General features: G+C 59.7%; 23 protein-coding genes. 17 read left to right on the plus strand and 6 right to left on the minus strand.

Annotated features, from left to right (window positions below; translation table 11 throughout):
• Positions 1-155: 155 nt before the first annotated feature.
• Complete coding sequence (locus C4J93_RS00190; protein WP_065886743.1) at positions 156-371, plus strand: dodecin; 216 nt, start codon at positions 156-158, stop codon at positions 369-371.
• 116 nt (positions 372-487) lie between these two features.
• Complete coding sequence (locus C4J93_RS00195; RefSeq protein ID WP_124428271.1) at positions 488-712, plus strand: DUF1161 domain-containing protein; 225 nt, start codon at positions 488-490, stop codon at positions 710-712.
• A gap of 153 nt (positions 713-865) precedes the next feature.
• On the opposite strand, the gene C4J93_RS00200 is transcribed toward C4J93_RS00195, so the two are convergent.
• On the minus strand, positions 866-1,867 hold the full coding sequence (locus C4J93_RS00200) for an LLM class flavin-dependent oxidoreductase (protein ID WP_124428272.1): 1,002 nt from the start codon (positions 1,865-1,867) through the stop codon (positions 866-868).
• 215 nt (positions 1,868-2,082) lie between these two features.
• Between C4J93_RS00200 and C4J93_RS00205 the strand changes: the two genes are divergently transcribed.
• The gene (locus C4J93_RS00205) at positions 2,083-2,514 is read left to right on the plus strand and encodes an OsmC family protein (protein ID WP_124360608.1); all 432 of its coding nucleotides are present in this window, start codon (positions 2,083-2,085) and stop codon (positions 2,512-2,514) included.
• Positions 2,515-2,836: 322 nt separating this feature from the next.
• Entirely contained in the window at positions 2,837-3,076 is a 240-nt protein-coding gene (locus C4J93_RS00210) for a DUF1161 domain-containing protein (protein WP_124360609.1), read from the plus strand.
• Here the strand turns inward: C4J93_RS00210 and C4J93_RS00215 are convergent, their stop codons facing one another.
• A complete protein-coding gene (locus tag C4J93_RS00215; RefSeq protein ID WP_124402581.1) occupies positions 3,077-3,499 on the minus strand; it encodes a hypothetical protein in 423 nt (140 codons plus the stop codon).
• 116 nt (positions 3,500-3,615) lie between these two features.
• Here C4J93_RS00215 and C4J93_RS00220 point away from each other — a divergent pair, with 116 nt between their 5' ends.
• Both C4J93_RS00220 and C4J93_RS00225 read left to right on the plus strand, forming a co-directional pair.
• Positions 3,616-4,701 carry an aminopeptidase gene (locus C4J93_RS00220; protein WP_124428273.1) on the plus strand — a complete coding sequence of 362 codons (1,086 nt, stop codon included), beginning with the start codon at positions 3,616-3,618 and terminating at the stop codon, positions 4,699-4,701.
• A gap of 72 nt (positions 4,702-4,773) precedes the next feature.
• On the plus strand, positions 4,774-7,662 hold the full coding sequence (locus C4J93_RS00225; RefSeq protein ID WP_124428274.1) for an RHS repeat domain-containing protein: 2,889 nt from the start codon (positions 4,774-4,776) through the stop codon (positions 7,660-7,662).
• 16 nt (positions 7,663-7,678) lie between these two features.
• Here C4J93_RS00225 and C4J93_RS00230 read toward each other — a convergent pair whose 3' ends face one another.
• Positions 7,679-8,338: an HAD family hydrolase gene (locus C4J93_RS00230; RefSeq protein WP_124405907.1), complete on the minus strand. Its 660-nt coding sequence runs from the start codon at positions 8,336-8,338 to the stop codon at positions 7,679-7,681.
• Positions 8,335-8,877, minus strand: a complete 543-nt coding sequence (locus C4J93_RS00235; RefSeq protein WP_124365268.1) for a gamma carbonic anhydrase family protein — start codon at positions 8,875-8,877, stop codon at positions 8,335-8,337. Before C4J93_RS00235 ends, C4J93_RS00230 begins: the two co-directional genes overlap by 4 nt.
• 101 nt (positions 8,878-8,978) lie before the next feature.
• Between C4J93_RS00235 and prlC the strand changes: the two genes are divergently transcribed.
• Both prlC and C4J93_RS00245 read left to right on the plus strand, forming a co-directional pair.
• The gene (gene prlC / locus C4J93_RS00240; RefSeq protein WP_124408713.1) at positions 8,979-11,030 is read left to right on the plus strand and encodes an oligopeptidase A; all 2,052 of its coding nucleotides are present in this window, start codon (positions 8,979-8,981) and stop codon (positions 11,028-11,030) included.
• Positions 11,027-11,302: a YheV family putative zinc ribbon protein gene (locus C4J93_RS00245; protein ID WP_017528719.1), complete on the plus strand. Its 276-nt coding sequence runs from the start codon at positions 11,027-11,029 to the stop codon at positions 11,300-11,302. Before prlC ends, C4J93_RS00245 begins: the two co-directional genes overlap by 4 nt.
• 39 nt (positions 11,303-11,341) lie before the next feature.
• Here C4J93_RS00245 and C4J93_RS00250 read toward each other — a convergent pair whose 3' ends face one another.
• Complete coding sequence (locus C4J93_RS00250; RefSeq protein ID WP_124428275.1) at positions 11,342-11,992, minus strand: dual specificity protein phosphatase family protein; 651 nt, start codon at positions 11,990-11,992, stop codon at positions 11,342-11,344.
• Positions 11,993-12,262: 270 nt separating this feature from the next.
• On the opposite strand from C4J93_RS00250, the gene C4J93_RS00255 reads away from it, so the two are divergent.
• The 6 genes from C4J93_RS00255 to C4J93_RS00280 all read left to right on the plus strand — a co-directional run bounded on the left by C4J93_RS00255 (position 12,263) and on the right by C4J93_RS00280 (position 19,835).
• Positions 12,263-13,015: a gluconate 2-dehydrogenase subunit 3 family protein gene (locus C4J93_RS00255; protein ID WP_124365271.1), complete on the plus strand. Its 753-nt coding sequence runs from the start codon at positions 12,263-12,265 to the stop codon at positions 13,013-13,015.
• A gap of 15 nt (positions 13,016-13,030) precedes the next feature.
• Positions 13,031-14,803, plus strand: coding sequence for a GMC family oxidoreductase (locus C4J93_RS00260; RefSeq protein WP_372238157.1), 1,773 nt, complete (start codon positions 13,031-13,033; stop codon positions 14,801-14,803).
• Positions 14,804-14,815: 12 nt separating this feature from the next.
• A complete protein-coding gene (locus tag C4J93_RS00265) occupies positions 14,816-16,114 on the plus strand; it encodes a cytochrome c (RefSeq protein WP_124428277.1) in 1,299 nt (432 codons plus the stop codon).
• A gap of 70 nt (positions 16,115-16,184) precedes the next feature.
• Entirely contained in the window at positions 16,185-17,243 is a 1,059-nt protein-coding gene (locus C4J93_RS00270; RefSeq protein WP_124428278.1) for a PA0069 family radical SAM protein, read from the plus strand.
• Between the two features lie 230 nt (positions 17,244-17,473).
• Positions 17,474-18,202, plus strand: coding sequence for a carbonic anhydrase (locus tag C4J93_RS00275; protein ID WP_124428279.1), 729 nt, complete (start codon positions 17,474-17,476; stop codon positions 18,200-18,202).
• An 85-nt stretch (positions 18,203-18,287) separates the two neighbouring features.
• Positions 18,288-19,835 (plus strand): SulP family inorganic anion transporter, encoded by a 1,548-nt coding sequence (locus C4J93_RS00280; protein WP_124428280.1) that lies wholly within the window; start codon positions 18,288-18,290, stop codon positions 19,833-19,835.
• Positions 19,836-19,963: 128 nt separating this feature from the next.
• Here C4J93_RS00280 and C4J93_RS00285 read toward each other — a convergent pair whose 3' ends face one another.
• Positions 19,964-20,611, minus strand: a complete 648-nt coding sequence (locus tag C4J93_RS00285) for a hypothetical protein (RefSeq protein WP_124369075.1) — start codon at positions 20,609-20,611, stop codon at positions 19,964-19,966.
• 365 nt (positions 20,612-20,976) lie between these two features.
• Between C4J93_RS00285 and coxB the strand changes: the two genes are divergently transcribed.
• The 3 genes from coxB to C4J93_RS00300 all read left to right on the plus strand — a co-directional run bounded on the left by coxB (position 20,977) and on the right by C4J93_RS00300 (position 24,439).
• Entirely contained in the window at positions 20,977-22,104 is a 1,128-nt protein-coding gene (gene coxB, locus C4J93_RS00290; RefSeq protein WP_124428281.1) for a cytochrome c oxidase subunit II, read from the plus strand.
• 58 nt (positions 22,105-22,162) lie between these two features.
• A complete protein-coding gene (gene ctaD, locus C4J93_RS00295) occupies positions 22,163-23,749 on the plus strand; it encodes a cytochrome c oxidase subunit I (protein ID WP_124360624.1) in 1,587 nt (528 codons plus the stop codon).
• Positions 23,750-23,887: 138 nt separating this feature from the next.
• Positions 23,888-24,439, plus strand: coding sequence for a cytochrome c oxidase assembly protein (locus tag C4J93_RS00300; RefSeq protein ID WP_124428282.1), 552 nt, complete (start codon positions 23,888-23,890; stop codon positions 24,437-24,439).
• Positions 24,440-24,463: the final 24 nt, after the last annotated feature.

The raw sequence follows: 24,463 nt of genomic DNA on the forward strand, positions 1-24,463 counted from the left end.
GGACATCTCCTGAAGTGATTGAGTGGCGTGTGTAGATACCGACTGCGGCGGTTTCGGAAAGTGCATTAAATCTGAACTTTCGTAGCCGAGCGGTCGCCTCAAGCAGTACGAATATTCACTGCTAGTCTTGATTGACGACCCACAGGAGAAACGCCATGAGCGAACATCACACCTACAAGAAAGTCGAATTGGTGGGCTCATCCACCACCACCATCGAAGATGCGATCCAGAATGCCCTGGCCGAAGCCAGCAAAAGCCTCAAGCATCTGGAGTGGTTTGAAGTGACTGAAACCCGTGGGCATATCGAGGATGGCAAGGTTGCGCACTATCAGGTCACCCTGAAGGTGGGATTCCGAATTGCCAGTAGTTGATCGGGCGCGTGGAACTTTGGTCGCTGGCCGATTGCCATAACCTGCGCTACATACAATGGGTGCCGACGCCATAAGCGTCGGCACGCTCTTTTCGACCAGCGCAAGGAAAGTATCGGATGAAGAAGTTTCTGTTAGCGGTAGGTTTGTTGAGCATCGCCGGCACGGCCCTGGCGGCGGGCAAGCCTTGTGAAGAGCTGAAAGGCGAAATTGCAGCGAAAATCGACGCCAAGGGCGCTTCGGGTTATTCGCTGGAAGTAGTGGATAAAGGTGCTGCGGCCGATGCACAGGTAATCGGTAGCTGTGAAGGCGGCACCAAGGAAATCGTCTACAAGCGCGGATAATCCCGTGTTGCAGACATAAAAAACCGACGCACTTGTGGCGAGGGAGCTTGCTCCCGCTGGAGTGCGTAGCGCTCCCTTTTTTTGGGGCCGCTTCGCAGCCCAGCGGGAGCAAGCTCCCTCGCCACAGGCGCGTCGGTTTTTTTCGCCCGGGGTTCAGCCCTTCATCAATTGCGCCAGCAGTTCGTAGGAATGAATCCGGTCGGCATGCTCGTACAGGTCGCAGGTAAAGATCAGTTCATCAGCGCCGGTCTGCTCGATCAGCACCTCCAGTTTGGCGCGGATCTTCGCCGGGCTGCCTACCATCGCCAAGCCGAGGAAACTGCCGACCGCGTCTTTTTCGTGGGGCAACCACAGGCCGTCCATGGTTTTGACCGGTGGCCGCTGCACGAGGCTCTGCCCACGCATCAGTGCGAGAATGCGCTGGTACACCGAGGTGGCAAGGTAGTCAGCTTGTTCATCGGTGTCAGCGGCCACCAGCGGAATGCCAAGCATGACGTAGGGCTTTTCCAGCACGGCCGAAGGCTTGAAGTGATTGCGGTACACGCGAATCGCTTCATGCATCAGGCGCGGTGCGAAATGTGAGGCGAAGGCGTAGGGCAAGCCACGTTCACCGGCCAATTGCGCGCTGAACAGGCTTGAGCCCAACAGCCATACCGGCACGTTGGTGCCGGTGCCCGGTACCGCGATCACCCGTTGGTCGGGCGTGCGTGGGCCGAGGTAGGCCATCAGTTCGGCCACGTCTTCAGGGAAGTCGTCGGCACTGCCGGAGCGTTCACGGCGCAGGGCGCGGGCGGTCATCTGGTCGGAACCGGGCGCACGGCCCAGGCCCAGGTCGATACGGCCGGGGTACAGGCTTTCCAGGGTGCCGAACTGCTCGGCAATCACCAGCGGCGCATGGTTGGGCAGCATCACCCCGCCGGAGCCGACACGGATGGTCGAAGTGCCCCCTGCCAGGTAGCCAAGCAATACTGAAGTGGCCGAGCTGGCGATACCGTCCATATTGTGGTGTTCAGCCACCCAGAAACGGTTGTAGCCGAGTTTTTCCACGTGCTGGGCAAGGTCCAGGGAATTGCGCAGCGATTGCGCCGCACTGCCGTTGGCGCGAACGGGCACCAGGTCGAGGGTCGAATACTTCACGTCGGACAGCGTTTTCATAGCCTGCTTCTCCAATGGGGGCGCAGGCTTCTTAGACGAACCAAAACCTGCCGCTTCATGTGCATGTTCTATGCAATGAGGGCATATACCCGAGATTCAATAGCCAACAAGAAATTTCCTACTTAAATGGTAGGTTTTTCCGACAAGGTGAACTTTGCCGCCGCGTCTATCCTCAGAACCTTACCGACGCAAAACTACCGTTCGAGGAGAAAGCTATGAGTATCGTTAAAAAGGCATCCGCGCATTGGGAAGGCGATCTGAAGACTGGCCTGGGTTCCATTTCCACGGAAACCGGCGTGCTGCGCGAAGCGCCCTACGGCTTCAAGGCGCGTTTCGAAGGCGGCAAGGGCACCAACCCTGAAGAGCTGATCGGCGCGGCCCACGCTGGCTGTTTCTCCATGGCCTTTTCCATGATTCTCGGCGACGCAGGCCTGAAGGCTGACAGCATCGACACCCAGGCCGAAGTTAGCCTCGACCAGGTCGAGGGTGGTTTTGCGATTACCGCCGTGCACCTGGTTCTTAAAGCCAAGATCCCAGGCGCCAGCCAGGCGCAGTTCGACGAACTGAGCAAAAAGGCCAAGGAAGGGTGCCCGGTGTCCAAAGTGCTGAACGCAACCATCACCCTGGATGCCACACTGGTTAACTGACACACCTTCCATGTGGGAGGGGGCTTGCCCTAATACCAGTCAGTTAAGGCTTTTTGTAGGAGCGAGGCGGGCGGCTAGCCCTTGCTCGCGAAGAACTCACAGGCACCGCGTTTATTCAGGAAGCACGCGTTATCGTTGACGTTTTTCGCGAGCAAGCTCGCTCCTACAGACGGTGGTGTACGCTTAACTGGCTGGCATCAGAGCTTTCCCCCTCCCACATTTAGTTTTGCGTTAAATCAGAACTCGTATTTCATAGACGTGGTCCTATAGCCTATGCAGCCTAGGCGCACACTCGTGCGCATGCATTCAGGGAGCTTCACACATGAAACGTTTTGCCTTGGCAATCATCTGCGGTGTATTGGCCACTTCGGCCGTGGCCGCGCCAAAAGATTGTGAAGAGCTCAGGAAGGAAATCGAAGTGAATATCCAGGCTAAGGCGATTCCGTCCTACACCCTGGAAATCATCACTGCCGAAGAAGCCAAGAACCACGACAGCGCCATGATTGTCGGCTCGTGCGAAAACGGCACCAAGCGCATCCTCTACCAGAAAAACAACGACTGATCAGATGCAGTTCACACTGCGCTCTTCGGCCAGCAACTGACGCGTCGAGTCATACAGGCGGATGTTGGGGGTGAAGGCCAGTGAGCGCCCTTCCAGTACGTAGCGTTGGCCAGCCTGGAAATGGTCGTACTGCAAGGTCATGAAGCAGGTTCGATACATCATCTGGCTGAGCCCTCCCAAACCACCGCCGGCGGGCACTTCGAAATCGAAGCGCACCATCAGTTCGTGGGGGCCGGGCGGCATTTGGAAAAAGCGCCCGTCGTCGAGGTTTTTTCCGTCCAGCCGCTGGGCCATGACCATTTTGGAGCCTGGTGTCGGCGTAGTGAAGTCTACCCAGGCCTGCTGCGGGTCGACTGGCGGGATGGGCGTCGATGCGCAAGCGCTGAGGAACAGGGCGGCGAGGGGATACAGAAGCTGGCGCATGGCAGGTACTCAACGCGAGAAGATAGTTTGAGTATAAACACGCCATCGTGTGGAACATTCAAATTCACTTCAAACGTATCAGTCTGGCGCACACATCACCCAGGAGCAGTCGCGGCATGATCAGGCGTTTTCTTCCGGGGTTGATCGCGGTGCTGCTCAGCGGCTGTTCCAGCGTCAGTTATTACAGCCAGTTGGCGAGTGGCCAGTGGCACCTGCTGCGGGCGCGGGAACCGGTGGCCGAGGTCGTCGCCGATCCAGCCCGTCCTCAAGGGTTGCGCGAGCATCTGGTTCAATCCCAGAAAGCCCGCACTTTCGCCAGCGAACACCTGCACCTGCCCGACAATCAAAGCTACCGGCTATACGCCGATATTGGCCGACCCTATGTGGTCTGGAATGTCTTCGCCACGCAGGAATTTTCTCTATCGCCTGAAAACCACTGTTTCCCCATCGCCGGTTGCGTCGCCTACCGCGGCTATTACAGCCAGGGCGCGGCACGCGGCGAAGCGGCATTGCTGCGCCAACAGGGGATGGACGTGTCGATTGGCGGCGTCGAGGCGTATTCCACCTTGGGTTGGTTCAACGACCCGATCATCAGTTCGATGCTGCACTGGGGCGATGAGCGCCTGGCCACGTTGATCTTCCATGAGCTGGCGCATCAGCGCTTCTATGTGAAGGACGACACCGAATTCAATGAGTCATTCGCCAGCTTCGTCGAGCAGGAAGGTACTCGGCAGTGGCGTGCTTCCCGTGGCCTGGCGCCGCTGAGCGATGGGACGCTGCAGCAGCGTGACCAGTTCATTCGCCTGATCCTCGATACCCGCAAACACTTGGAAACCCTCTACGCGCAGCCCTTGGCGCGCGAAGCCATGCGCCAGGCCAAGGCGGCGGAGTTCGAACGCCTGCGCGTTGAGTACCAACAGATGCGCGACAGCCAATGGGGCGGTGACAAGCGCTATGACGCGTGGATCAACCAGCCGATGAACAACGCACGGCTGTTGCCTTTCGGGCTGTATGACCAATGGGTGCCGGCGTTTGCAGCATTGTTTCGGCAGGAAGGCGGGGACTGGGTCAGGTTTTATCAGGCGGTGCGCGCATTGGGCGGTTTGGCTTCGCAAGAGCGCAAGATTCGTTTGAGGCAATTGATGAACGAATACCAGGGGATGGATGCGCAGAGCACGTTTGACGCGACCAGATACAAGTAATATCTACATATCCCACCGCTCTGAGACGCGCTCATTAGAGTTTCCTGACTTTTCCAGTGTCAGGTTTTCCTCATGTCTCTACCCTTGCATCAAAACACACCAACGTTAACGGCGATCGATCCACGCGGGTTGGCTGTGCGCACGGTCGCTTATTACCGGCCGACTGCCCAAGTCGAGCTTGAGGCGCGTACTACCCGTCAAGCGTTCAATGCCTCGGGTTTCCTCGTGCAGCAGTACGGGTCACGTCAGTGGATGGCAAGCGACGCCAAAGGGGTGAAAAAAGCCAGTCACGTGACGGTCTACAGCCTTGGCGGTCAGCCGATCTACAGCGCTAGCACGGATGCAGGCTGGCGCATGACGTTACTGGGGGGCGCGGGTCAATGGGTGCACAGGTGGGATGGTCGCGGCGCTCACCGTAAGTGCAACTATGACGCTTCGCTGCGGCCCGTGGCGGTGTTTGAACAAGCGGCCGATGATTCATCTGAGCGATGTGTAGAAAGGTTGGAATATGCAGGTTATTCAACGGCTGAGGCGGTGAATAATCGCTGCGGCCGGCTGGTGTTGCATGACGGCGAGTGCGTCAGAACGCGCTTTGAGGAGTATGGCCTGCAGGGGCATGTATCAAGGCAGGCGCAGCGTTTTCTTCGGGAGTTTGCGACGGTCAACTGGCCCTCACAACCCACACAGCGAGAAGCTTTATTGCAGGATGAAACCTTCGTGACGTCATGGCGCTTCAGTGCATTGGGGGAAGCGCTTGAGCAGGTAGATGCAAAAAACAATGTAAAAGACAGTCGTTATGGACGCACCGGCGAGCTACTGGAAGTTGGCATCACCCTGGCGGGCGGTACTCGTCAGGTCATCGCGGATGGGGCCGACTACAACGCCCATGGTCAGATGCTAGCGCAACGTGCTGGAAACGGCGTAGTGAGCGAGTGGACCTACGACCCACGCAGCCAGCGTGTGGAGCGATTATTGACCTATCGCAGCAGGGCAAAGAAAGAGCGGTTGCAGGATTTGGCATACACCTATGACCACGTCGGCAATGTGATCAAAATCGTCGACGCAGCCCAACCCATCCAATGGTCAAGCAACGCCCAGGTCATGGCTGTCAGCCATTATCAATATGACACTTTGTATCAGCTGGTCCAGGCCAGTGGGCGAGAGAATGCGCACAATGGCGCTGGATCGGGGCTGCCAAGGCGGGCGACTTTCGGCGCAGCAAATGATAGCCAATGGCGCAACTACACCCGAACCTATACCTATGACGCCGATGGCAATCTGCAAAAGCTGCAGCATGTGCCTAGCAACGGCAGTGGCTATACGCGAACAATGAAGGTAGCGACGCTCGGAAACCAAAGTCTGCCGACTACAGGCCCATTGATCGAGTCGCCCGCGTTGGGCAAGGGCTTCGACCTCAATGGCAACCAGCAGCAACTCGAGCGTGGGCAAACCATGAGCTGGGATGTGTCCAACCGACTGATCAGTGTCGCCTTGGTGATCCGTGAGGACGCGGCCAACGATGAAGAGCTGTACGGCTATGATGCGTTCGGCCGGCGCGTGATAAAAAATAGTTTGGTCCGGGCGGGCGCACTCACTCATCGTGCGCAGGTGTGCTATCTGCCGGGGCTGGAAGTGCGGCGCGACAGTGCCAACGGCGAATGGCTGAATGTCTTGAATATTGAAGTCGGTCGCTACAGCGTGCGGATACTTCAATGGGAAAAAGGTCGCCCTTCCGAGCTTGCGAACAATTCCATTCGTTGCAACTTGGCGGATCATTTGGGCAGCAGCACCCTGGAGTTGGATGAAAAGGCCCTGCTGATCAGTCAGGAAAGTTATTACCCCTTTGGCAGCACTGCGTGGTGGGCGGCGAGAGGCGCCATCGAGGCACGCTATAAAACTTGCCGCTACAGTGGCAAGGAGCGCGATGCTACTGGGCTGTATTACTACGGGTTGCGTTACTACGCACCCTGGTTGCAGCGTTGGATCAGCCCGGACCCGGCAGGGACACTTGACGGACTGAATCGATACAGGATGGTGCATAACAACCCGATGAACAGGGTTGATCGTCAAGGGATGATTACATCCTTGCCCACCGACTGGAGTTCGGCAGGTCAAGGCAGGCTGCCAAGCTTTGGGCATCACGTGTCCGTGGGCGCTGCACAGGGCGTGGTACTGGGCGGGGTTGCTGCGCTAGGGGCCAAGCTGACGGGCATTGTGGGGCCCTCAGTGGCGTTCGGCGCGTTCGTTGCGGGAGGCGTAGGTTTTGCCGCAGTACGCAACGTTTCGGATGAAATCCGCCATTCATTGTGGGTAGGGTCACCCAGTTATAAAAAGCTCGTGGCGGGTGCGCAGGCAGCTTCTGTCCTGTTGAATGCAGCGTATGCGGCGATCAATGATCCTGCTAACGCAACTGAATTGAATCAGCTGGATGCATTGTTCTTCGGGGCGGCGCAGGGCTCGAGCAATCTGCAGGAAACGATGTCTGCGGTGAGTTATTACCATGACAACTTACACAGAATAAGCGTCATGGAGCACCATGAAGGCAGGACGACGGTAGAGGCTATTTCAGCCAGAGGCACATTGGCGTCCGGCAGGCTGACGATGCCAAGCGTAAAACGTCTGATGTATTTTCAGCGGGATTTTCTAGAACGGTCTTCTGCAGAGGAAATTGCTCACACCTTCATTCATGAAGTCACTCACAGCGCACTCGCGACCCATGATGAAGGCGGCAGTTCGGCCACCGAGGACACGTTATCATCCTATTTGAATCGACTGCGCAGTCAGAGGATTTCACTTGCCACCAGTGCAGAAGCCAACGCTCATTATTTTTCTTTGTTGGCCGCCTTGCACCTCAATAAAGCCGACTATCTGCGCAGAAAAAACCTGTTAGCCAGTGGAATATCCGCTCACCCTGCAAGCTCACCGGCCGCACATGCTCCAGTGCGCAGACGGAGGCCTTGAAAACCCGCGTGGCGTGTTAGCGGTGGCCCATAAACGCCTGGTGCAACTCGGCCAATGTTTCAAAATGCCAGGTCGGCGCTTCGGCATTCAGCTCTGCAAAGCTGCCAAACCCATACCCCACCGCCGCCGAGTCGAGCCCATTGCTGCGCGCGCCGATCAAGTCATGCTTGCGGTCACCGATCATCAAGGTGGTGGTCGGGTCCAGCCTTTCTTCACGCACCAGGTGAGCGATCAGCTCGACCTTGTTGGTGCGCGTGCCATCCAGCTCGCTGCCGTAAATCACCTTGAAGTGCTTGGCAAAGTCAAAATGCCGCGCGATCTCACGGGCAAATTCCCACGGTTTGGATGTGGCCACATACAACTGGCGGCCTTGGCTGTTCAGTTCTTCGAGCAAGGGCATCACGCCATCGAACACATGGTTTTCATAAAGCCCGGTGACCCTGAAACGCTCACGATAAAAATTCACCGCTTGCCACGCCTTGGCCTCGTCGAAGCCGTAGAACTGCATGAACGCTTGCAGCAACGGCGGGCCGATGAAGTGTTCGAGGCGGGACAGGTCCGGCTCGTCGATGCCCAGCTTGCCCAGGGCGTACTGGATCGAGCGGGTGATGCCCTCGCGTGGGTCGGTAAGGGTGCCATCGAGGTCGAACAGCACGGTTGGGTGGTGCAGGGTCATCGGTCGAATCCTTCAGCCAGGTGCAGGTCTTTGAGTTTCACGTAGTTCGCTGCGCTGTAGGTGAAAAAGGCACGCTCCTTGTCAGTCAAAGGGCGCACCTGTTTAACCGGGCTGCCGACGTACAAAAAGCCGCTGTCGAGTTTCCTGCCCGGCGGCACCAGGCTGCCGGCCCCGATGATCACGTCATCCTCCACCACGGCGCCGTCCATCACGATGCTGCCCATGCCGATCAGGATGCGGCTCCCCACGGTGCAGCCATGCAGCATGACTTTGTGGGCGATGGTCACGTCGTCACCGATCAACAGCGGGAAACCGTCCGGGTTGAACGGGCCGGCGTGGGTGATGTGCAGCACGCAGCCATCCTGCACGCTGGTGCGCGCGCCGATACGGATGCGGTGCATGTCGCCGCGAATCACCGTCAAGGGCCAGACTGAGCTGTCGGCGCCGATTTCGACATCGCCGATCACCACCGCCGAAACATCGACAAAAGCCCCGGTGCCCAGGGTTGGCGTGTGGTTCTGATAGGTGCGAAGGGTCACGATAGCCTCTCTCTGTTGTATTGATAGCTGCGGTGGGTGTTGATTGTAATTAAGATGCCCCCATCTTTGTCTTATCTGTTTTTTCAGCCAAGGTGCCAACCGTGAGCGCGAACAACCCTCTTCTGCAGCCCTACGACCTGCCGCCGTTCTCGGCGATCCGTGCCGAGCATGTCCAGCCGGCCATCGAACAGATCCTCGCCGATAACCGGGCAGCTATCGCAGAAATCCTGCAAAGCCAGGGAAAAAATCCGACATGGGCGGGCCTGGTCCTGGCCATGGACGAGCTTAACGATCGCCTGGGCGCGGCGTGGAGCCCTGTCAGCCACCTCAACGCCGTGTGTAACAGCGCCGAACTGCGCGAAGCCTATGAGGCCTGCTTGCCGGCATTGAGCGCCTACTCCACCGAGATGGGGCAGAACCGTGAACTGTTCCAGGCCTTCGAAGCCTTGGCCAGCAGCCCCGAGGCCGCCGGTTTCGATGTGGCGCAAAAAACCGTGCTGGAACACGCCCTGCGCGACTTTCGCCTGTCGGGTATCGACTTGCCGCCGGAGCAGCAAAAGCGCTACGCCGAAGTGCAAAGCAAGCTGTCGGAGCTGGGCAGCAAATTCTCCAACCAGTTGCTGGATGCCACCCAGGCCTGGACCAAGCACGTCACCGACCAAGCCACCCTCGCCGGCCTGACCGATTCGGCCAAGGCGCAAATGGCCGCCGCCGCCCAGGCCAAAGGTCTCGATGGCTGGCTGATCACCCTGGAATTTCCGAGCTATTACGCGGTAATGACCTACGCCCAGGACCGCGCCCTGCGCGAAGAAGTCTACGCGGCCTACTGCACCCGCGCGTCGGACCAAGGCCCGAATGCCGGTCAGAACGATAACGGCCCGCTGATGGAACAGATCCTCGACCTGCGCCAGGAACTGGCCCAGCTGCTGGGCTACGCCTCCTTCGCCGAACTGAGCCTCGCTACCAAGATGGCCGAGTCCAGCGACCAGGTGCTGAGCTTCCTGCGCGACCTGGCCCAGCGCAGCAAACCGTTCGCGACCCAGGACCTGCAGCAGCTCAAGGCTTACGCCGCCGAACAAGGTTGCGCCGACCTGCAAAGCTGGGACAGCGGCTTCTACGGCGAAAAATTGCGCGAGCAGCGCTACAGCGTGTCCCAGGAAGCCCTGCGCGCTTACTTCCCGATCGACAAAGTGCTGGGCGGCCTGTTTGCCATTGTGCAGCGCCTGTACGGCATTGAGATTGCCGAGCAGAAAGGTTTCGACGCTTGGCATCCGGACGTGCGCCTGTTTGAGATCAAGGAAAACGGTCAGCATGTCGGCCGCTTCTTCTTCGACCTGTATGCCCGCGCCAACAAACGTGGCGGTGCCTGGATGGATGGCGCCCGCGACCGCCGCCGCACCCTGGAGGGTGTGCTGCAAAGCCCGGTGGCCAACCTGGTGTGCAACTTCACCCCGGCCGACAGTGGCAAGCCCGCCCTGCTGACCCACGATGAAGTAACCACCCTGTTCCACGAGTTCGGCCATGGCTTGCACCATCTGCTGACCCGCGTCGAACATGCCGGCGTGTCGGGTATCAACGGCGTGGCCTGGGATGCCGTGGAGTTGCCGAGCCAGTTCATGGAGAACTGGTGCTGGGAGCCTGAAGGCCTGGCGCTGATTTCGGGCCACTACGAAACCGGTGAGCCGTTGCCCCAGGACCTGCTGGAAAAAATGCTCGCGGCGAAAAATTTCCAGTCCGGCCTGATGATGGTGCGCCAGCTGGAATTTTCGTTGTTCGACTTCGAATTGCACGCCACCCACGGCGATGGTCGCAGTGTGGCGCAGGTGCTCGAAGGCGTGCGCGATGAGGTCTCGGTAATGCGCCCACCGGCCTACAACCGCTTCCCCAACAGCTTCGCGCACATTTTCGCCGGCGGTTATGCCGCAGGTTATTACAGCTACAAGTGGGCCGAAGTGCTGTCGGCGGACGCCTTCTCCAAGTTCGAAGAAGACGGCGTGCTCAATGCCCAGACCGGTCGCGCCTTCCGTGAAGCGATCCTCGCACGGGGCGGTTCGCAGGAGCCGATGGTGTTGTTCGTCGACTTCCGCGGACGTGCGCCGTCGATTGACGCACTCTTGCGCCACAGCGGCCTGAGTGAGGACGCGGCAGCATGAGTGAAGGGCCTGTGATCACCAAAAAGCAATTTATCGCCGGGGCGGTCTGCCCGGCATGCAGCGAGCCGGACAAGCTCAAGATGTGGACCGAAGACAGCGTGCCACACCGCGAGTGTGTGGCCTGTGGGTATACCGATACGCTGAATGACCAGGGGCTGTCAGTGCCCAAGGAATTGGGTACGCGGGTCAACACGTCGGCATTGAAAGCGCCGGCGGACCCGAAGGTGCAGGCGGTGCAGTTCTTCCCCAACCCCAAACTCAAGAAAGACTGAGTGGCAGCGGGAGCGAGCAGGCTCGCTCCCGCCGTTACATTACTTGTCGTCCTTGACCGTTGTGCCGATCCAGCTTTTCATCGAGCACAGCGCAAACGCACTGGTGCTGCAGTCGCCGTTCGCCAGAGCGGTACGTAACTTGTCGACATCGGCGCGCATCATGTAGCGAACGCCATCTTTAAAGCCATTACTGCTGCCGAAGCCACCCAAGGTCATTTCGTTCAGCGCGTCTTCCTTGCTCCATCCTTGAATCACGACCCGATACATCGCGGCCATCAGCCCGGTGCGGTCAGAGCCGTGCTTGCAGTGCATCAATACCGGGCCGTTGGCTTGAGCTTCCTGAATGGCACGCAGTGCCGCCAGCACGTCGGAATCGTCGACATGGTTGGTGCGATAGGTGATCTGCACCTCTTTGATACCCGATGACTTCAGCCACGCCGAATCAGGCTCCGGCAAAAAATTGATCACCGTTCCAATCTTCAGTTTCTCCAGCACCGGCACGGCGTCACCGTCAAGCAAAGCGCTGCGGTAGAGCGTGGGCGTCATTTGGTGCAGGTTGTAGTGGTCGCCCACCGGCTGGGCCCACTCAGGCGAACGAATGGAGGACTCGCCCTGCGCGTGAGCATTAACGGTGGCGAACAGGGCTATCAGTGCCAGGCCGAGGGCCGGCAGCAATCGAATCTTGAACATGGGGGACGTAACCGACCAGGGCAATGTTGATGGCGCACAGAGTCGTTTGTGCGGGGTGAATGAGGTGTGAGGGGCTCGTCAAAGAATCGTGAATCATCCGGCCTGCCCCAGTGTTTTTGTCACCGAAGCCCTTTCCTCGATGCTTAGCCTGCTATCATTTGTAACCATTGTTTGCGAGAGTGATCTATCTTTGGATCCATTCCTCGGCAAATCTTCACGCTGCTCCCAGAAGCGGCTGATCAATCCGTGACCACATGATGAGGTGCACCCATGTCTGATCAAGATCAAGACAACCCCCGGCGTGAGTTTTTGCGCAAATCCTTGACCTTGATCCCGGTGGTCACGGTTGCCAGCACCGGCCTTGGCGGTTCGATGCTGATGGCCACACCGGCACCTGCCGAGGCAGCGCCAGCCAAGCCTGCGGCCAGTGACAAGGCGTATGAACCGACCTACTTTACCGCCGAAGAATGGGCATTCATCAATGCCGCCGTCGAGCGCTTGATCCCTGCCGATGCCCAAGGCCCGGGTGCCCTGGAAGCCGGCGCTGCGGAATATATCGACCGTCAAATGAATACGCCGTACGCCAGTGGCGCGCTGTGGTTCATGCAAGGCCCCTTCAACGCCGATGCCGCGCCGGAGATGGGCTGGCAGAGCAAGCTGGTGCCCAAGGAAATCTATCGCCTGGGTATCGCGGCGACGGATGCCTGGTCGAAGGCGTTCAACGGTAAGGCTTTTGCTGCGCAAGACAGCGCTACCCGAGACGACATGCTGCACCGCTTGGAGGCGGGTGCCACTGAGCTGAGCGCTCATTTCGAGGCGGTGCCGCCAAAGATGTTTTTCAACCTGCTGCTGCAGAACACCAAGGAAGGCTTCTTCTGCGACCCCATCCACGGCGGCAATAAAGGCATGGTCGGTTGGACCATGATCGGTTTCCCCGGCGCCCGCGCCGATTTCATGGACTGGGTCGAGCGCAACGAGCAGTACCCCTTCCCGGCTGTTTCTATTCGCGGCGAGAGGGCTTAACCCGTGGTGACCATCATGAAGAAAGTGGACGCGGTGATCGTGGGCTTCGGCTGGACCGGCGCGATCATGGCCAAGGAGCTGACCGAAGCGGGCCTCAACGTGGTAGCGCTGGAGCGCGGCCCGATGCAGGACACCTACCCGGACGGCAACTATCCACAGGTCATCGACGAATTGACCTACAGCGTGCGTAAAAAACTCTTTCAGGACATTTCCAAGGAGACGGTGACCATTCGCCATAGCGTGAATGACGTCGCCCTGCCCAACCGTCAGCTTGGCGCTTTTTTGCCGGGTAATGGCGTCGGTGGTGCAGGCCTGCACTGGTCGGGCGTGCATTTTCGCGTCGATCCCATCGAACTGCGCATGCGCAGCCACTACGAAGAACGCTATGGGAAAAACTTCATTCCCAAGGACATGACCATCCAGGACTTCGGTGTCAGCTACGAAGAGCTGGAACCGTTTTTCGACTATGCGGAAAAAGTCTTTGGCACCTCGGGCCAGGCCTGGACCGTCAAGGGGCAGTTGGTGGGTGAAGGTCGCGGCGGCAACCCCTATGCACCGGACCGCTCGAACCCGTTCCCGCTGGAGTCGCAGAAAAACACGGTCTCCGCGCAGCTGTTTCAGAAAGCGGCTGCCGATGTGGGTTACAAACCCTACAACCTGCCGTCGGCCAACACCTCCGGGCCCTACACCAACCCTTACGGCGCGCAAATGGGGCCGTGCAACTTCTGCGGCTTTTGCAGTGGCTACGTGTGCTACATGTACTCCAAGGCGTCGCCGAATGTGAACATCCTGCCGGCGTTGCGCCAGGTGCCGAATTTCGAGCTGCGGCCCAATTCCCACGTGCTCAAGGTCAACCTCGACAGCACCCGGAAGAAAGCCACCGGCGTGACCTATGTCGATGGCCAGGGCCGGGAGTGCGAGCAACCAGCAGACCTGGTGATCCTCGGTGCGTTCCAGTTCCATAACGTGCGCTTGATGCTGCTGTCGGGCATCGGCAAGCCGTACGACCCGATTACCAATGAAGGCGTGGTGGGCCGCAACTTTGCCTACCAGAACATGGGCACCATCAAGGCGTTCTTCGACAAGGACACCCACACCAACAACTTTATCGGCGCGGGCGGCAATGGCGTGGCCATCGACGACTTCAACGCCGACAACTTTGACCACGGCCCTCACGGCTTCGTGGGCGGCTCGCCGATGTGGGTCAACCAGGCGGGCAGTCGGCCGATTGCCGGCACCTCCAATCCACCGGGCACCCCGGCCTGGGGCAGCGCGTGGAAGCGCGCCACCGCCGATTACTACACCCATCAGGTATCGATGGACTCCCACGGCGCCCATCAGTCCTACCGGAGCAATTACCTGGATCTGGACCCGGTTTACCGCGATGCCTACGGACTGCCGCTGTTGCGTATGACCTTCGACTGGCAGGAAAACGACATCAAGATGAACCGCTTCATGATGGACAAAATGAGCAAGGTCGCCCAAGCCATGAATCCCAAGGCGATCGCCGTGTTGGGCAAGAAAGTCGGCGAGCATTTCAATACGGCGGCGTACCAGACCACGCACCTCAACGGCGGCGCGATCATGGGCACCGACCCGAAAACCAGTGCGTTGAACCGCTACTTGCAGAGCTGGGACGTACACAACGTGTTTGTCCCGGGGGCGTCGGCTTTCCCACAAGGTCTGGGCTATAACCCTACCGGCCTGGTAGCAGCGCTGACCTACTGGTCGGCCCGGGCGATCCGCGAACAGTACTTGAAAAACCCCGGCCCGCTGGTCCAGGCATAAGGAGCGATGACCATGAAAGCACTCGTTATCGCCTCCTTGGCGCTGTTCAGCAGTTGCTCGGTCAGCGCGGCGCAAGCCGAGCTGATCAAGCAAGGGGAATACCTGGCCCGCGCCGGTGACTGTGTGGCCTGCCACACCGCCAAGGGCGGCAAGCCATTCGCTGGCGGCCTGCCAATGGAAACCCCCATCGGTGTGATTTATTCCACCAACATCACGCCGGACAAGACCGGCCTGGGCGACTACAGCTTCGAAGACTTCGACAAGGCCGTGCGCCATGGCGTCGCCAAGAACGGTAGTACGCTTTACCCGGCGATGCCCTACCCGTCTTACGCGCGTGTCAGCGACAGCGACATGCAGGCCTTGTATGCCTACTTCATGAAAGGCGTTGAGCCGGTCGCCCAGGAGAACAGGGACAGCGATATTCCCTGGCCGTTGAGCATGCGCTGGCCCCTGGCGGCGTGGCGCTGGATGTTCGCGCCGGCAGTCGAGGAGCATCAGGTACAGGCCGCCGCCGACCCTGTGGTCAGCCGTGGCGCTTACCTGGTCGAAGGCCTCGGCCATTGCGGTGCGTGTCACACGCCGCGCGCCCTGACCATGCAGGAAAAGGCCCTGAGCGCCGCTGACGGCAACGCGTTCCTGTCCGGCAGCGCGCCGCTGGAGGGCTGGATTGCGAAAAGCCTGCGCGGCGATCACAAGGACGGCCTCGGCAGTTGGAGCGAAGAGCAATTGGTGCAATTTCTCAAGACCGGGCGCAGTGATCGTAGTGCGGTGTTTGGCGGCATGAGCGATGTTGTGGTCCACAGCATGCAATACATGTCGGAAGACGACCTGACCGCTATCGCCCGTTACCTCAAGAGCCTGCCGGCGGTGGATTCCAAGAACCCGCCGCACCAGTACGACAAGCAAGTGGCCCAGGCGCTCTGGAAGGGTGATGACAGCCAGCCGGGCGCCTCGGTGTACATCGACAACTGCGCGGCCTGCCACCGTACCGACGGGCATGGCTATACGCGGGTGTTCCCGGCGCTGGCGGGCAATCCGGTGCTGCAGACGGCGGATGCCACGTCGTTGATCAACATCGTGTTGAACGGCGGTACCTTGCCCGCCACCCACGCCGCACCGTCGACCTTCACCATGCCGGCATTCGCCTGGCGCCTGTCGGACCAGGAAGTGGCGGACGTGGTCAGTTTCATCCGTGGCAGTTGGGGCAATCAAGGCACGCCAGTGAGCGCCAGTGACGTGGCCGACCTGCGCAAGAACGATATGCGCACCACCTCGGGGGATGATTTAGGGCAGGTCACGCAAAAGCACTGACCGCCAAACGGCACTGGTCAGAACCCTTACGCCTCGATACTGTATATAAAAACAGTATCGAGGCGTTTTCATGACGACTGCACTGCCACCCCGTGGCCGGGGCACGGCCACCAACCTGCACAACCGTTTCGCGCCCACCGTCAGCGTGGCCGAGGACGACGGCTGGTTCCAGGAAGTGCCGCCCACCCAGGGCACCGAAGTGCGTATCGAAACGGCCAAGACCATCATCACCCGCAATAACTCGCCGGACTTGCCGTTCGATCGCTCGATCAACCCTTATCGTGGCTGCGAGCATGGCTGCATCTACTGCTATGCGCGGCCCAGCCACGCGTATTGGGACATGTCGCCGGGGTTGGATTTCGAAACCAGGCTGATTGCCAAGAGCAATGCCGCCGACGTGCTGGAGCAGCAGCTGTCGAAGCCGGGGTATGTGTGTGCGCCGATCAACCTGGGCTCCAACACCGACCCTTACCAGCCGATCGAGCGCGAATACAGGATCACCCGGCAAACCCTTGAAGTGCTGCTGCGCTATCGGCACCCGGTGACCATCATCACCAAAGGCTCCCTGATCCTGCGCGATCTGGACCTGCTCGCCGAACTGGCCAGCCAACGACTGGTAGCTGTGATGATCAGCCTTACCAGCCTGGACGATGAACTCAAGCGCATACTGGAGCCGCGCACGGCGGCGCCCAAGGCGCGGTTACGGGCGATAAGGGTGATGCGCGCGGCGGGTATTCCGGTCGGTGTGCTGTGTTCGCCGATGATTCCGATGATTAACGACAGCGAGTTGGAAAGCCTGCTCACCGAAGCCCATGCCGCCGGTGCGCAAAGTGCCGCGTATATGATGTTGCGCCTGCCGCTCGAGGTGGCGCCGCTGTTCGAAGAGTGGCTGGCGGCGCATTACCCGCAGCGCGCGGCGCACGTGATGAGCCTGGTGCGTCAGGTGCGCGGTGGCGCGGTGTACGACAGCCGCTTCGGCGTGCGCATGCGCGGCGAAGGGCCGTTTGCCGATTTGCTGGCGCAGCGTTTCAGCAAGGCGATCAAACGTCTAGGGCTCAATCGCCGTGAAGGCTTCGATCTGGATTGCACGGCGTTTTGTCCACCTGGCCGGCAAATGGCATTGTTGTAGACTCAAGAGGAGAAATGCGAAACATCTGTAGGAATAATCGCGTTTTGATATCACTGAAACCCGCGACCTAGAGCGGTTGATTCAGTTTGAGTTAAGTTTCGGTGGGTACCTTGTTCAGCGAGTGACTGATGAGTCGGCGCCGTGGGCTGTGGAGGTTTCCCAACTTTTTCACTGCCCGGACGTCGAACTGGCCTGGAACACTTACCCTGCATTGATCAAGAGGATGAATCATGAGTGATAAGGATAAACAGCCGTTGGCTGCGTCGGCTTCAGCCCCTCAGGCGGAAACCGCCGATGCAGCGCTGCAGCACATTGTTGACGGCTTTTTGCATTTCCATCACGACGTCTTCCCCCAGCAGGAAGAACTCTTCAAGAAACTTGCCACGGCTCAAAGTCCCCGTGCGATGTTCATCACCTGCGCCGATTCGCGCATCGTGCCGGAACTGATCACCCAAAGCTCCCCTGGCGATCTGTTCGTGACCCGTAACGTGGGTAACGTAGTGCCGCCTTATGGCCAGATGAACGGCGGCGTGTCCACGGCCATCGAGTACGCGGTACTGGCGCTGGGCGTACAACACATCATCGTGTGCGGGCACTCCGACTGCGGCGCCATGCGTGCGGTGCTCAATCCCGACAGCCTCGAGAAGATGCCAACGGTCAAGGCCTGGTTGCGCCATGCCGAAGTGGCCAAGACCATGGTCCACGACAACTGCGACTGCGCCAATGAAGGCGAGAGCATGAAGGTGCTGACCGAAGAAAACGTCATCGCCCAGTTGCAGCACTTGCGCACCCACCCTTCCGTGGCTTCGCGCATGGCCAATGGCCAATTGTTTATCCACGGCTGGATCTACAACATCGAAACCAGCGAGATCCGGGCCTACGACGCGGACCAGTCGACGTTCCGACCGTTGGGCGGTGAAGGTCCGATCCCATCCGCGACGCCTAAAGCGCGCTTCTAATACACTTCCCTGCCGGGTAATGCGGTGGCTGCCATGGATGCAGCCAGGCTTTACCGCGCCCGGCGAATGCCTCGGGAGAGTCATCATGCGTGCTGCTCAATTGAAAGCTGTTTTGCCTCGGGAGCTGCTCGCCTCCGTGGTGGTGTTTCTGGTCGCCCTGCCTTTGTGCATGGGCATCGCGATCGCATCCGGCATGCCGCCGGCCAAGGGCTTGATCACCGGGATCATCGGTGGTCTGGTGGTGGGCTGGTTGGCGGGTTCTCCGTTGCAAGTCAGTGGCCCGGCAGCGGGGTTGGCGGTGTTGGTGTTCGAGCTGGTGCGCCAGCACGGCATGCTGATGCTGGGGCCTATCCTGCTGCTGGCGGGCTTCCTGCAATTGGTAGCCGGGCGTCTGCGCCTGGGCTGCTGGTTCCGCGTGACGGCGCCGGCGGTGGTGTACGGCATGCTGGCGGGGATCGGCGTACTGATTGTGCTGTCGCAGGTCCATGTGATGCTCGACAGTGCGCCCAAACCTTCCGGGCTGGATAACCTGGCAGGCTTCCCGGCGGCATTGATCGAGGCGATACCCACCCTCGGCGGCGGGCTCGGCTGGCAGGCGGGCTTGCTCGGTGTATCGACGATGCTGGTGATGTACCTGTGGGACAAATTCCGTCCACACCAACTGCGCTTCGTGCCAGGGGCTCTACTGGGCGTAGGCCTGGCAACGGTGACCAGCCTGGTGCTGGCGTTGCAGGTCAAACGTGTGGAAGTGCCGGAAAACCTGGCCGACGCCATCGATTGGCTGCGCCCCAGCGACCTGCTCAACCTGGCTGACCCGCAGCTGCTGATCGCCGCATTTGCCGTCGCCTTTATCGCCAGTGCCGAAACGCTGCTGTCCGCCGCAGCGGTCGACCGCATGCACAGCGGCCAGCGTTCGGATTTCGATAAGGAATTGTCCGCTCAAGGCGTGGGCAACATGCTGTGCGGATTGGTCGGTGCCCTGCCGATGACCGGCGTGATTGTCCGTAGCTCGGCCAACGTCCAGGCGGGCGCCACCACGCGCTTGTCAGCGATGTTCCACGGCCTGTGGCTGCTGGGCTTCGTGTTGTTGCTGTCGAGTGTGCTGCAGAGCATCCCGGTGGCGAGCCTGGCGGGCGTGCTGGTGTATACCGGGATCAAGCTGGTGGACGTGAAGGCGTTCAAGGCATTGGGGCGTTATGGCCGCATGCCGATGTTCACCTACGCGGCCACGGCGCTGGCGATCATTTTCACCGATCTGCTGACCGGTGTACTGGTGGGCTTCGGGCTGACGCTGGTCAAGCTGGCCTTCAAGGCCTCACGGCTGAAAATCAGCCTGATCGACTTGCCTCAGGACGGCGAGATGGAGTTGCGACTGATCGGTGCCGCGACGTTCCTGAAAGTGCCGGCGTTGACCCAGGTGCTGTCGACGGTGCCGATGGGAACCACCGTGCATGTGCCGCTCAATAACCTGAGTTATATCGACCATTCCTGCCTAGAGCTGCTGGAGGAATGGGGCCGGGCCAATGCGGCCAAGGGCTCGAAACTGGTGATCGAGGCGCGTGGGTTGAAGCGCCGGTTGGAAGGCCGGATAAGGACCACCACGGGGATCGGCTCGGCGTCCTCAATCGGCTGACGGAACCGGATCAAAATGTGGGAGGGGGCTTGCTCCCGATTGGGGTGTGTCAGCCAAATAGATTTTGACTGGTCCACCGCTATCGGGGGCAAGCCCCCTCCCACATTTGTTTTGTGTCCAGTTTGGGATTAAGTCGGCTGATCCAGCGCCAACTCCACTCCAAGCTGGCGCGACAGGCACGGCCAGCGCTTCCATGCCGCTTCCGTGTCCGGGCTTTTCAACTGCTCGCGGTATGTCTCGACCGACTCCAGCGCAAAGCTCTCTTCGTTAAGCATCTCATCCACTGCCATGTGCACCGCTTCATCCAGCTGGTTGGCGAAGTCTTCACCGATCAATTGGTGGGCAATCAGGTTGGCGACCGTGGTGTCCGCCGGGATCAGCGGCTGGCCGAAATGCTTGATATACAGGTCGTTGACCTCCTCCACCAGGCGATGGGCCAGGTAGGCTTCGTCCAGCAAACCGTCCAGGCCTTCGTGCCCCGCCAGAATTGCTGGCGGCTGCAGGAAGAAATGCTCGGCAATTTTCAGCACAGGCTTGATCTGGCTTTCGATTCCGGCTTCGCGCGCTACGTCGTTGGCGGCTTCGAGCAAATCCGGGACGAGGTCGATGTACGCGGTGACAAAGCGGGTCATGACAATGTTGCGATCACCGTCAACCAGGGAAATGGCCGAATGCAGGTGCGGCAATTGCTTTTCCAATTGCTGGGCAAGCTGGCCCGTGGTTGCTTCGTGTTGATGGGCACGGGAAATCTGCTCGCGCAATGCGGCGGTGTTCATGAAGGCTCCGGTCAGGCGTAGGAAAAGAGAGAGGATAAGGTAGCTCGCTTATACGAGCACCTAAGACGCATTTGTCATAATTATTTCATGGTTATACGCACACGTTATATCGAATTGCCATCGCTCGTCGGATAAACGATTCCGCCGCCCGTTTTATTGGGCCCGTCTGTCTGTTTTCACTCATTTGCCCCTACACATTGCGGGGTCGCTGCGGCTGTCTATACTCGGATTTGTAGGCAATTGGCTGATGACGCCCGACTGCATGACGCAGCAAGGCTTGGCGGTGGTAAGCAGTTTGGAAGCCGCTCCCTTCGCCGCAGGTGCAAACCGGCGGGATAACAAGAAACATAAAAGGGGAACCCGCAATGACGCGACATCCACACGTTTGGATGGGCTTAGTGTTGTCGTCGGTATTCGGCCAGGCCCATGCCGCCTGGACAACGAATATGGCGCCAGGTGCTACTGAAGTCAGTCACGCTGTGTTTGACCTGCACATGACCATTTTCTGGATTTGTGTAGTGATCGGCATCGTCGTGTTTGGCGCGATGTTCTGGTCGATGATCCTGCATCGCCGCTCCACGGGCCAGGTAGCGGCCAAGTTCCACGAAAGCACCACGGTGGAAATTCTCTGGACCGTGGTGCCGTTGCTGATCCTGGTGGCCATGGCCATTCCGGCGACCAAGACGCTGATCAACATCTACGACAGCAGTGAATCGGATATCGATATCCAGGTCACCGGCTATCAGTGGAAGTGGCATTACAAATACCTGGGCCAGGACGTGGAGTTCTTCAGCAACCTGGCCACACCCGCCGAGCAAATCCATAACCAGGCCACCAAGGGCGAGCACTACCTTCTCGAAGTCGACCAGCCGCTGGTGCTGCCAGTTAGGGCGAAAGTGCGCTTTCTGGTGACCGCCGCCGACGTGATTCACTCCTGGTGGGTGCCGGCCTTTGCGGTCAAGCGTGACGCCATTCCCGGCTTCGTCAATGAAGCCTGGACCCGAGTCGAGAAACCCGGCATCTATCGCGGCCAGTGCGCCGAGCTATGCGGCAAGGACCACGGGTTCATGCCCATCGTGGTCGAGGTCAAGTCCAGGGCCGACTACGACACCTGGCTCGGCGAGCGCAAGCAAGAGGCGGCCAAGCTCAAGGAACTGACCTCCAAGGAATGGACACTCGACGAACTGGTGGCCCGCGGCGACAAGGTCTACCACACCACCTGCGTGGCCTGTCACCAGGCTGAGGGCCAGGGCCTGCCGCCCATGTTCCCGGCGCTCAAGGGCTCGAAAATCGCCACCGGGCCTGCCGCCGATCACCTGAATCTGGTGTTTCACGGCAAGCCAGGTACCGCGATGGCCGCGTTCGGCAAACAACTCTCGGAAGTCGATATCGCTGCGGTCGTGACCTACGAACGCAATGCCTGGGGCAATAACAAAGGCGACATGGTCACGCCAAAAGACGTGCTGGCCATCAAACAGGCGGAAAGTAAATGACAGCCTCCCTTGCCACCGTCCAGACCCGCCCCGCCCACTCGCTTGCAGGAGAACGGTCATGAGCACTGTGATCGATGACCATGGTCACGCCGACCACGCCCACGGCCCCGCGAAGGGGTTGATGCGCTGGGTGCTGACCACCAACCATAAAGACATCGGCACGATGTACCTGTGGTTTGCCTTCACCATGTTCCTGCTGGGCGGTTCGTTCGCCATGGTGATTCGCGCCGAACTGTTCCAGCCCGGCCTGCAGATCGTGCAGCCGGCGTTCTTCAACCAGATGACCACCATGCATGGCCTGATCATGGTGTTCGGCGCGGTGATGCCGGCCTTTGTCGGCCTGGCCAACTGGATGATCCCGTTGATGATCGGCGCACCGGACATGGCTCTGCCGCGCATGAACAACTTCAGTTTCTGGCTGCTGCCGGCGGCATTCCTGTTGCTGGTCTCGACCCTGTTCAGCCCCGGCGGCGGGCCGAATTTCGGCTGGACGTTCTACGCGCCGCTCTCCACCACCTATGCGCCGGAAAGCGTGACCTTCTTCATATTTGCCATCCACCTGATGGGCATCAGTTCGATCATGGGCGCGATCAACGTGGTCGCGACCATCCTCAACTTGCGCGCGCCGGGCATGACCCTGATGAAAATGCCGCTGTTCGTGTGGACCTGGCTGATCACCGCGTTCCTGCTGATTGCGGTGATGCCGGTGCTGGCCGGTTGCGTGACCATGATGCTGATGGATATCCACTTCGGCACCAGCTTTTTCAGTGCGGCGGGCGGTGGTGATCCGGTGCTGTTCCAGCATGTGTTCTGGTTCTTTGGCCACCCTGAGGTGTACATCATGATCCTGCCGGCGTTCGGGGCCGTCAGCTCGATCATCCCGACCTTCTCGCGCAAGCCGTTGTTTGGCTACACCTCGATGGTCTACGCCACGGCCAGCATTGCGTTCCTGTCGTTCATCGTGTGGGCGCACCATATGTTCGTGGTCGGTATACCGCTGGTGGGCGAACTGTTCTTCATGTACGCCACCCTGCTGATCGCGGTGCCCACCGGGGTCAAGGTATTCAACTGGGTCAGTACCATGTGGCAAGGCTCGCTGACCTTCGAGACGCCGATGCTGTTCGCGGTGGCCTTCGTGATCCTGTTTACCATCGGCGGTTTTTCCGGGCTGATGCTGGCGATCGCGCCGGCGGACTTCCAGTACCACGACACCTACTTCGTGGTGGCGCATTTCCATTACGTGCTGGTACCCGGCGCGATCTTCGGCATCTTCGCCTCGGCCTACTACTGGCTGCCGAAATGGACCGGCCACATGTACGACGAAACCCTGGGCAAGCTGCATTTCTGGCTGTCCTTCGTCGGCATGAACATGGCGTTCTTCCCGATGCACTTCGTGGGCCTGGCCGGCATGCCGCGTCGGGTGCCGGACTACAACCTGCAGTTCGCCGACTTCAACATGGTCTCGTCCATTGGTGCGTTCATGTTCGGCGCCACGCAGATTTTCTTCCTGTTTATCGTGATCAAGTGCATCCGCGGCGGCCCGCCCGCGCCGGCCAAGCCGTGGGACGGCGCCGAAGGCCTGGAGTGGAGCGTGCCCTCGCCTGCGCCGTACCACACCTTCACCACGCCGCCGGAGGTGAAATGAATAAGTCACCCTCGATCCCTTGTGGGAGGGGGCTTGCCCCCGATTGCTATCTCACAGCCAAAGGTAGTGTCGACTGGTACACCGCCATCGGGGGCAAGCCCCCTCCCACCTTGATTTCAATCACCTCAGGTGGGCGTCATGGCTGACTCCGTGCCCCTCAAGCGCCTGGTCACGCGCCTGCTTATCCTGGTGCTGGCGATGTTCGCCTTCGGTTTTGCCCTGGTGCCGATCTATGACGTGATGTGCAAGGCATTCGGCATCAACGGCAAGACCGGCGGGCAGTACGAAGGCGAGCAGGTCGTCGACCCGTCGCGCCAGGTGCGGGTGCAGTTCCTGTCCACCAATGCCATCGATATGGTCTGGGATTTCTATGCCAAGGCCGATGAGGTGGTGGTCAATCCGGGCGCTGTGACCGAGATGCTGTTCGTCGCTTACAACCCGACTGACAAACCGATGACCGCCCAGGCGGTGCCGAGTATTTCCCCGGCCGAAGCGGCGATGTACTTCCACAAGACCGAGTGTTTTTGCTTCACCCAGCAAGTGTTGCAGCCAGGCGAACGTATCGAGATGCCAGTGCGCTTCATCGTCGATCGCGCCATGCCCAAGGATGTGAAGCATTTGACCTTGGCCTACACGCTGTTCGATATCACTGCGCGCCAGCCGCCCGTGGCGGTCCACAGCGGCGGCTAGCTACTGTTTGCCCGCTCAATCAGG

Origin of the sequence: Pseudomonas sp. R2-37-08W (assembly GCF_003851705.1) — a bacterium.
Lineage (GTDB): Bacteria > Pseudomonadota > Gammaproteobacteria > Pseudomonadales > Pseudomonadaceae > Aquipseudomonas.